This is a genomic window from Wolbachia endosymbiont of Nomada ferruginata (genome assembly GCF_001675785.1).
GTDB classification, from domain to species: Bacteria; Pseudomonadota; Alphaproteobacteria; order Rickettsiales; family Anaplasmataceae; genus Wolbachia; species Wolbachia pipientis.
Genome location: NZ_LYUY01000061.1, coordinates 1 through 8129, shown reverse-complemented (window position 1 = coordinate 8129; position 8129 = coordinate 1). Strand labels below are relative to the sequence as shown.

The following is an 8129-nucleotide window of genomic DNA, read 5'->3' as shown; positions in this document are numbered from 1 at the left end:
GAAAAAAAAGGCAAAAGAAGCCCTGGTCATTGTCTATTTTCTGTATTGGCGTTTTTTTAAGTCTTAAACGCTGCAATTTAGCTGCTTTTAAATGCAACTAATCTTAGCTATAAATGTTTAAGAAATTTACTAAGCAGAAAAAAAGGCAAAAGAAATCCCGTGTTAGCTAGTTGTCACTCTCTAATCCTGCAAATCGGCGTACTATACTGTCTTAAACGACTTATAAGCGCGTTTCAGCTTATATAGGTAAAAACCCAGAAATGTTGTGAAGACATAAGGTGCACATAGTGCAAAAAATTAAAAATAAGACGCCAACTACGTTGTTTTCTTGCTGTTTAATCTGCACAGATGAAGATAACTGAATACCTTCAGTTTCATGATAAGGGGGCTGGCGAGGTTTGTCAAGTAATCTTTTGCATTTAACCCGTTTCTATGGGTAAAACAATCTGCATACTACTTAGCTAACATGAGTTTTGTTTTGACTTTTTGTGTTAATTTTGCAGAATATTAAGATTATCATTTAAATAAAATACATGACGAAAGAGGATTGGGAAGCGGTAATTGGGCTTGAGGTGCACGCTCAAATTTCTTCTAATACGAAGCTATTTTCTAGCTCATCAACGGAGTTTGGTGCTGAGCATAACACTCAAGTTTCTCTAGTTGATGCAGCAATGCCAGGTACGCTGCCGATACTAAATTATTACTGCATAGAGCAAGCAATACGCACCGGTCTTGCACTTTCTGCAGAAATTAATAAGTGTTCTTACTTTGATCGGAAAAATTATTTTTATCCTGATTTACCGCAAGGTTACCAGATAACCCAGTTTTTTGAGCCAATAGTTAAAAACGGTAGAGTATTTATCAACGATAATGAAAAAGAAATAAGAATTGCGAGAATTCATTTAGAGCAAGATGCAGGAAAGAGCGTTCATGAGGAAAGCAAAACTTATGTAGATTTAAATCGTGCAGGGGTTGCTTTAATGGAAATTGTTTCAGAACCAGATCTCCGTTCATCTGCGGAAGCTGCAGAATGCATGAAAAAATTGAGGCAGATTTTGCGTTACATTGGTTCATGTGATGGTGATATGGAAAAGGGATCACTTCGTTGTGATGCAAATGTTTCTGTCCGCCTAAAAGGCAGTAGTACATTTGGCACTCGTTGTGAGATAAAAAATCTGAACTCGATACGTCATATTGTGCAAGCTATAGACTATGAAATACAAAGACAAATTGAAATTTTAGAAAGTGGAGAAGAAATAAGTCAAGATACCTTATTGTTTGACGTTGCTTCGGGAAAAACAAAAGTGATGCGAAACAAAGAGGATGCAAGCGACTACAGGTATTTCCCTGAGCCTGACTTGTTACCAGTTGAGGTAAGCCAGGAGAAGATTGATTTAATTCAATCATCTTTGCCTGAGTTACCGGATCAAAAAAAGCTGCGATACATTGAGGAATTGGGTATCAACGAATACGATGCAAACGTCATTACCTCCGATAAAGCAATTGCTGATTATTTTGAGGAATTGATAAAAAAACATGATTCAAAACTCGCCGTTACCTGGTTAACTGTAGAGCTTTTCGGTCGTTTAAATAAAGCAAATATTGATATTGTGAGCTCCCCAATCAAAGCAAATGCTTTGTCAGAACTCTTAGATTTTATCGTTGATGGAACAATCTCTGCTAAACTTGGCAAACAAGTATTCGATAGTATGTTTGAAACTGGCAAACCTGCATCTTTAATTATAGAAGAGCAGGACCTAAAACAGATCACAGATAAAGGTCAAATATCAGAAGTTATCGACACAATCATCAATAGCAACCAAGATAAAGTTCAAGAATACAAAAGCGGTAAAACAAAATTATATGGTTTCTTTGTTGGTGAAGTCATGAAATTCACCAAGGGAAAAGCCAGCCCTGATGTTGTGAATTCAATTTTGAGTGAGAGATTAAGTAATTAGTCACATTTTTTTATTTACATAACAGCACATCTCGTAGATATTCCAAGGTCTTTGTTACGATATCTGTATATCATGACATATAACTTTTTTACCATTTGTTGGTACTATTTTTAAAATTATGTGAGGTTGAGGATGCCTGAAACTTATCCTGCTTGGGGAAGAAAGCGGTCTCTTCATGGTGATATCTACCAACTAAAGTGGGTAATGCTGCTTCTCAAACGTGCAGTAGATGTTGGATATTCTTTCCGTTTAGCTACAGAAATGGAATCAGCTACGGGTTTTGATGATATTGTTTTTCAGGATAGGAAAAATGAAAAAATAGTACATAGGTTTATACAAAACAAACACAAGCAAAATGAATGCGAAAAAATCGGTGTAGGTAAATTGCTTTCAAAAAATAAAAGTGGTGAATTTAGCGTTCCAAAATATTTTGTTTCCTATCTAAAGATTAAAATTAATCCAGATTTTGCAGATGGTGACCTAAAGGACTTTACTATCTGTACTAATATCGGTTTCGATCTAGCTCAAAGTACAACACAAAATACAATAAAAAAGTTGAAAGCAAAAACTTCGGGACCAAACAAGGGAATAGAAATTGCAGTTGAAGTAATAAGCACTAGTGATATTTTTTTTAAATACGGCGGTACGAGATACAAGTTCTCTTGTACTCACGATAACATGATTTCAATAGTGCAACCGGCATTTAAGAGTGCTGTAAAAGAAGCAATAGAAGAATTGGAAAAGGAGATAAAAGAACTTCAAGGCAAATCAGATCAAAACTCAAAAAGAAAATTGGAAAGAAATCAGGTATGGCAATGTGAGTTTGAGCGAATGACAAATGAAGGCAAGTTAGAAGAGAATATAAGGGAATTTTTTGATAAATTAGTATTTGCAGTAAATCAACCTAACGAGATAAAACTAGCGGAAATCATTGAGAATGAGTTAGGCAAAGAATTTAATAATATCGATAAAAAGAACGTTTATGGTCGCTTTCTGGTAGAAGTTCTGGATTGGATGAAAGCAAGAGAGGGAAAGTTTCTATCACATGAAGAAATAAATGAGTTTTTTGAAAAAATAAGAGAGGAAATTTTAGGAGCGGTATGGTTTGATGTAAGAGGTCCAGTCAGACTATTTACAGGAAGAGATGAGGAATTGGGAATGCTACATGATTCGCTACAACGCAATCCCAAAGGTGCTGTAATTTCATACATAACGTCTATTAGTGGTCCTGGGGGGATGGGAAAAAGCCAGTTGGCTAGAAAATATGCTTGTAAATATAGAAGATATTATGACGGCAATGTTATATGGATAGACGCTGAAAACTTTGAAACTATGAAAGATTCTTTCTTGAGATTAGCTAGAGATAATAGACTAGGTATTTCTCCCAAAGATAAGTACAGAAACGACAAAACGATAGAAACTATTGTTAGAGAAGTATTTGCTTTCTTTGCAAGAAGGAGGAGCCTGTTCATTTTCGATAACGTTCAAGAGTACAAAAAGATAAGTAAATTTTTGCCATTTTCTTTATCTCCTGATCTTAACAAGCCTCATATTTTGATTACCTCGCATGATCAGGAACTGGAAAAGGGAATAGACGTTATAAAGCTAGGAGAATTGGAACAAAGAGACGCTATAGAGTTTGTTAAAAAAGGATTTAATATACTAAAAAAAGATAAATCGCAAGATCGGGAGATAGAAAATTTGGTAAGAAGGTTGCAATGCTTTCCTTTAGCTATACAACAAGCAATATCATATATCGAAGATCAGAGAATAATAGAGAAGTTTAAAATTAGTGATTACCTAAAAGAGTATGAAAAGAAAGCTAAGAAGTTGCTTAAGTCTAAAATATTTCAAGGAATTGATAATAACTATACTAAAACAACTTTTACAGCTTGGGAAGTTACGATGGATAAAGTAAGAAGTGATGAACAATATGGACCATTAGCTTCAGAGATTTTAGATATTTTGGCTTATTTTGCACCTGATAAAATCGCTAGAGAAATATTCTTAAATTCGGTAAGTGATTATAAGAAAAAGCAGTTAAAGCTAGCCATCCGTTTGCTTGTGAGATATTCCATGGTGGGCGGTGAACAAAACCAAAGTGTATTAAATGTCCATAGGTTAGTGCAGAAAGTAACTGAATTAAAATTACAAGAGAAAGGCAGAGAAGAAGAAGTTCTGAGGAAAGTTCTGGAATTGGTAAAAAGTGGCAATATAGCAATTAGTCATATTGTGTCTATTTGGGAATATGCAAGTAAATACGGTAAGTTGATTGATGATTTTTATTTTCGTCCTATTTATAGTGAACAAAAATATACGCCATTACATTTACTTGCTGAGAGTGGTGACTATGAAGCAGTGGAGATCTTATTAACACATATAGAAGAAAGACACACAGGTAGACTGAGCAAGGTTGTTAATGCTAAAGACGAAGATGGCTATACCCCCTTACACCTTGCTATTTACAGCGGAAAATTAGATGCGGTTAAATATCTTATTAGTAAAGGTGCTGATATTAACGCTAAAGATAAATACGGTAATACTCCATTACACATGGCTGCTGGAGGTGAAAAGTTGGATATAGTGGAACATCTTACTAGAAATGGTGCTGATGTTAATGCTGAAGACAAGTATGATGAAACTCCACTATGCGTTGCTATTCGGAGTGGAAAACTAGAAATAGTGAAATATTTCTTTAATAAAGGTGCCGACATCGATAAATACGACGGTACTATATTACATTTAGCTGTTTGTAATGAAAAACCGGATATAGTAGAATATCTTATAAGCAAAGGAGTTGATGTTAATGCTAAATACCATAAAATGCCATTACATCTAGCTGCTTCACGTGGGCTAGGTAGGGCAATATTTTTTATTCAAAAAGGTAGTAATATTAATACCAAGAGTAAAAATGGTAATACTTCACTACACCTTGCTGCTATTGTGGGAAGAGTTGATATAGCAAAAATATTACTAAAACACAACGCAGACGTTAACACCAAAAATAATGAAGAAAAGACAGCATTACATTATGCTGCTAAATATAATCACCAAGAGCTTGTGGAATTGCTTTTAGCTCATGGTGCATCCATCCTATGACTTGGGCTTTAATAGCTGCAGTACTATAGCTGTTATACGCCAAAAGTAAGTATTAGATATAACAAATAGAAGAAATTAGATAGAATGATTAAAGGGACAAGGATATAAAGGTTTAACTTAAAATAACCTGATAAAATTTGAATCACACTTCCAAGTGCTGGCACCCATGAAAGTAATAAAGTTGCAAAAATTAGCAAATTTTTTGTAACTTTTGGCGTTGTATATTCGTTTTCTAATTTGTGGTATGATTTTCGTATAGAGATTGTTATTCTACCTAAGTACCAATTAACTATTCCACCAAGGCTTGATCCTAGTACTCCAAAAAATAACATAAGTAGTGGAGTGTAATACGACCTGAAATAAAGCATAGTATTGAACACAAAACCTTGATGTATGGGTAAGACTAATGATGATACTAGACTATCTGTGAATAACAGAAAGTAATTTTCCATATGAGTTTACCAAGTTGTTGTACCATCTTCATTGTCAGAAATTGTAATCCCCATTTGTTTCAACTGATCCCTTATTTTGTCTGCAGTATTATAATCTTTATTTTGTTTTGCTGCTCTTCTTAAATCTATCAATCTTTCTATTTCTTGATGACTCACACCAGCAGTAAACCGCTCTTGATAACTTGACTCAAGAAGACCAATAAATCTGGCGCTCTTAACAAAACTCTCAGTTAATTTAAGCTTTTCACTTTCATTACTCATCTTGTTAATTTTTGCAGCCATTTCATGTAATATAGCTAGAGCTTCAGGAATGTTTAAGTCGTTTTTTAAAGCGTCTATAAAATCTTTAGAAATCTCTGCGTTACTTTCATCAATATTCGTTATATCTAAACCACGTAATAACCGATAAAATTTATTTAAGGTTTCCTGTGCGTCAGAAATAACGTTTTCTGTCCAATCAAGTGGTTTTCTGTAGTGAGTTTTGAGCAGTGCATAGCGTATTACTTCACCCTTTATTCCACTATCTAGCAAATCCCTTACTTTGACTATATTAAATAAGGACTTGCTCATTTTCTCTTCATTTACTGTAAGAAAACCGTTATGTATCCAGTATTTTGCAAACATTGATCCAGCAAATGCAGACTTACTCTGTGCAATTTCATTTTCATGGTGAGGAAATTGTAAATCTATACCGCCACCATGAATATCAAAATCTTTGCCAAGATAAGCATATGACATCGCTGAACACTCTATATGCCATCCTGGTCTTCCTTCTCCCCATGGGCTATCCCAATAACTTGAAAGTTTGTAGTCAATATCACTTGCAGGCTTCCACAGCACAAAATCTCCCGGGTGCTTTTTATTTTCATTAACTTCAACTCTGCTACCTGGAACCAATTCATCAGTTTTTTTTCCTGATAAAGCACCATACTCATAGTAAGATTCTATATTAAAATACACGTGTTTGTCAGATTCGTAAGCGTGGCCTGATTGCAGTAAATGTTCAATTAATTCTATAATATAATCTACGTTTTCCGTTGCTTTTGGCTCGTGTGTTGGCTCTGCACAATTTATGCTTCTCATATCTTCATGAAAAGCCTTGGTGTAATATGTGCTGATACTTTCTATGTTGCTATTTTTTTCACTTGCTGCATTAATTATCTTATCATCAATGTCGGTTATGTTACGCACATAGGTAACTTTGCCATAACAAAACTTAAGTAGCTGAAATAACACATCATACACAACAACAGACCGTGCATTGCCTATATGTGCTGTGTCATATACTGTTGGTCCGCAAACATACATTTTCACATGATCTTTATCGATTGGTGTAAAAAGTTCCTTTTTTTTTGTTAAGGTATTGTAAAGCCTAACCATATACGAAGCTTTTGAGAAAAGAAAATGCCCCAATGATAAGTTGTGGCCCTTTGACTACTACAACAAGAGTAAGCAATAGCCCACACAATGATATTAAAACTCCCAATATGGACAGAAACCCATCTTTACTCATAATACCAAGCGAAATAAGAGTCGTACCAATTGCAGGAATGAAGTTAGTAAGAGGTAGTGGAAGAGCTATTGATAACGCACAAAGCAGCATTATAAAAGCTAAAATTTTTTCACCGGGCCCATAGAAAATAAAAGACATTCTTGGTCTCATGAACTTTTCTATTTTTTTTAATGCTGGAGAAGTTTTTTCCACCACAAGAGCTAGTGTTGAACGCTGAAAAGATTTTCTTTCTAGCCAACTAGGCATCCAAGGAGAATCAAATCCAAATAAAAGCTGCAATGAGAATAAGATTAAAGGTATAGAAAGAATAGTTGTATAACCAGGTGGAACCGGTATAGGCACCGATAGCGGCAAGGAGAAGATGATTATTAAAATACCAAAACCACGCTCATGCAAAGCTGTTTTAATGTCAAACAAAGTTACTTTATCGCTATCATTGTTATTGGTATCTGCAACTTCTTTTAGAATATCAGAAGCTAATTTATCACTTTTAGTCAACTTATCATTTTTTGACACGAAAAACCTTTGATAAAAATAATTCTTAACACAATTATTGTTTTATTTCAATATGCATTATTCATTTTGCGCTAGTAATTCGTTCTTTTGTTAAAGTGTTGTAAAGCTTTTAAGAAGAGAAAGTGCTCCGGTTATAAGTTGTGGTCCTTTGACTATTACAACAAGGGTAAGCAACAACGCACACAATGACACTAAAACTCCCAATATGGATAGAAACCCGTCTTTACTCATAATACCAAGTGAAATAAGAGTTGTGCCAATTGCAGGAAGGAAGTGAGTAAAAGGTAATGGAAGAGCTATTATTATTGCACAAAGCAACATCATAAAAGCCAGAATCTTCTCACCAGGCCCATAGAAAATGAAAGACAGTCTTGGCTTCATGAATTTTTCTATTTTTTCTAATACAGAGGAAGTTTTCTCTACCACAAGAGCTAGTGTTGAACGCTGAAAAGATTTTCTTTCTAGCCAACTGGGCATCCAAGGAGAATCAAATCCAAATAGAAGCTGCAGTGAGAATAAGATTAAAGGTATAGAAAGAATAGTTGTATAACCAGGTGGAACCGGTATAGGCACCGATAGCGGCAAGGAGAA

Annotated in this window: 6 protein-coding genes; 2 read left to right on the top strand and 4 right to left on the bottom strand. The window is 34.7% G+C overall.

Going from position 1 to position 8129, the window contains the following annotated elements; all coding sequences use genetic code 11:
• The first annotated feature begins 533 nt into the window (after positions 1-533).
• Positions 534-1958 carry an Asp-tRNA(Asn)/Glu-tRNA(Gln) amidotransferase subunit GatB gene (gatB, locus tag BA053_RS04180; protein WP_065106797.1) on the top strand — a complete coding sequence of 475 codons (1425 nt, stop codon included), beginning with the start codon at positions 534-536 and terminating at the stop codon, positions 1956-1958.
• Between the two features lie 132 nt (positions 1959-2090).
• Entirely contained in the window at positions 2091-5057 is a 2967-nt protein-coding gene (locus BA053_RS04175) for an ankyrin repeat domain-containing protein (RefSeq protein WP_065106796.1), read from the top strand.
• Positions 5058-5089: 32 nt separating this feature from the next.
• Here the strand turns inward: BA053_RS04175 and BA053_RS04170 are convergent, their stop codons facing one another.
• The 4 genes from BA053_RS04170 to BA053_RS04155 form a co-directional block, all read right to left on the bottom strand.
• Positions 5090-5509, bottom strand: a complete 420-nt coding sequence (locus BA053_RS04170) for a YqaA family protein (RefSeq protein ID WP_065094587.1) — start codon at positions 5507-5509, stop codon at positions 5090-5092.
• A 6-nt stretch (positions 5510-5515) separates the two neighbouring features.
• The gene (gene cysS / locus BA053_RS04165) at positions 5516-6889 is read right to left on the bottom strand and encodes a cysteine--tRNA ligase (protein ID WP_065106795.1); all 1374 of its coding nucleotides are present in this window, start codon (positions 6887-6889) and stop codon (positions 5516-5518) included.
• Positions 6882-7538 carry an exopolysaccharide biosynthesis protein gene (locus BA053_RS04160; RefSeq protein WP_007549323.1) on the bottom strand — a complete coding sequence of 219 codons (657 nt, stop codon included), beginning with the start codon at positions 7536-7538 and terminating at the stop codon, positions 6882-6884. Before BA053_RS04160 ends, cysS begins: the two co-directional genes overlap by 8 nt.
• A 90-nt stretch (positions 7539-7628) precedes the next feature.
• The coding region (locus BA053_RS04155) for an exopolysaccharide biosynthesis protein (RefSeq protein WP_065106794.1) at positions 7629-8129 on the bottom strand (501 nt) is incomplete at its 5' end.

Coding starts and splice junctions, on each gene's coding strand:
- gatB (WP_065106797.1), top strand. CDS start 534: ATGACGAAAGAGGATTGGGAAGCGGTAATTGGGCTTGAGGTGCACGCT.
- BA053_RS04175 (WP_065106796.1), top strand. CDS start 2,091: ATGCCTGAAACTTATCCTGCTTGGGGAAGAAAGCGGTCTCTTCATGGT.
- BA053_RS04170 (WP_065094587.1), bottom strand. CDS start 5,509: ATGGAAAATTACTTTCTGTTATTCACAGATAGTCTAGTATCATCATTA.
- cysS (WP_065106795.1), bottom strand. CDS start 6,889: ATGGTTAGGCTTTACAATACCTTAACAAAAAAAAAGGAACTTTTTACA.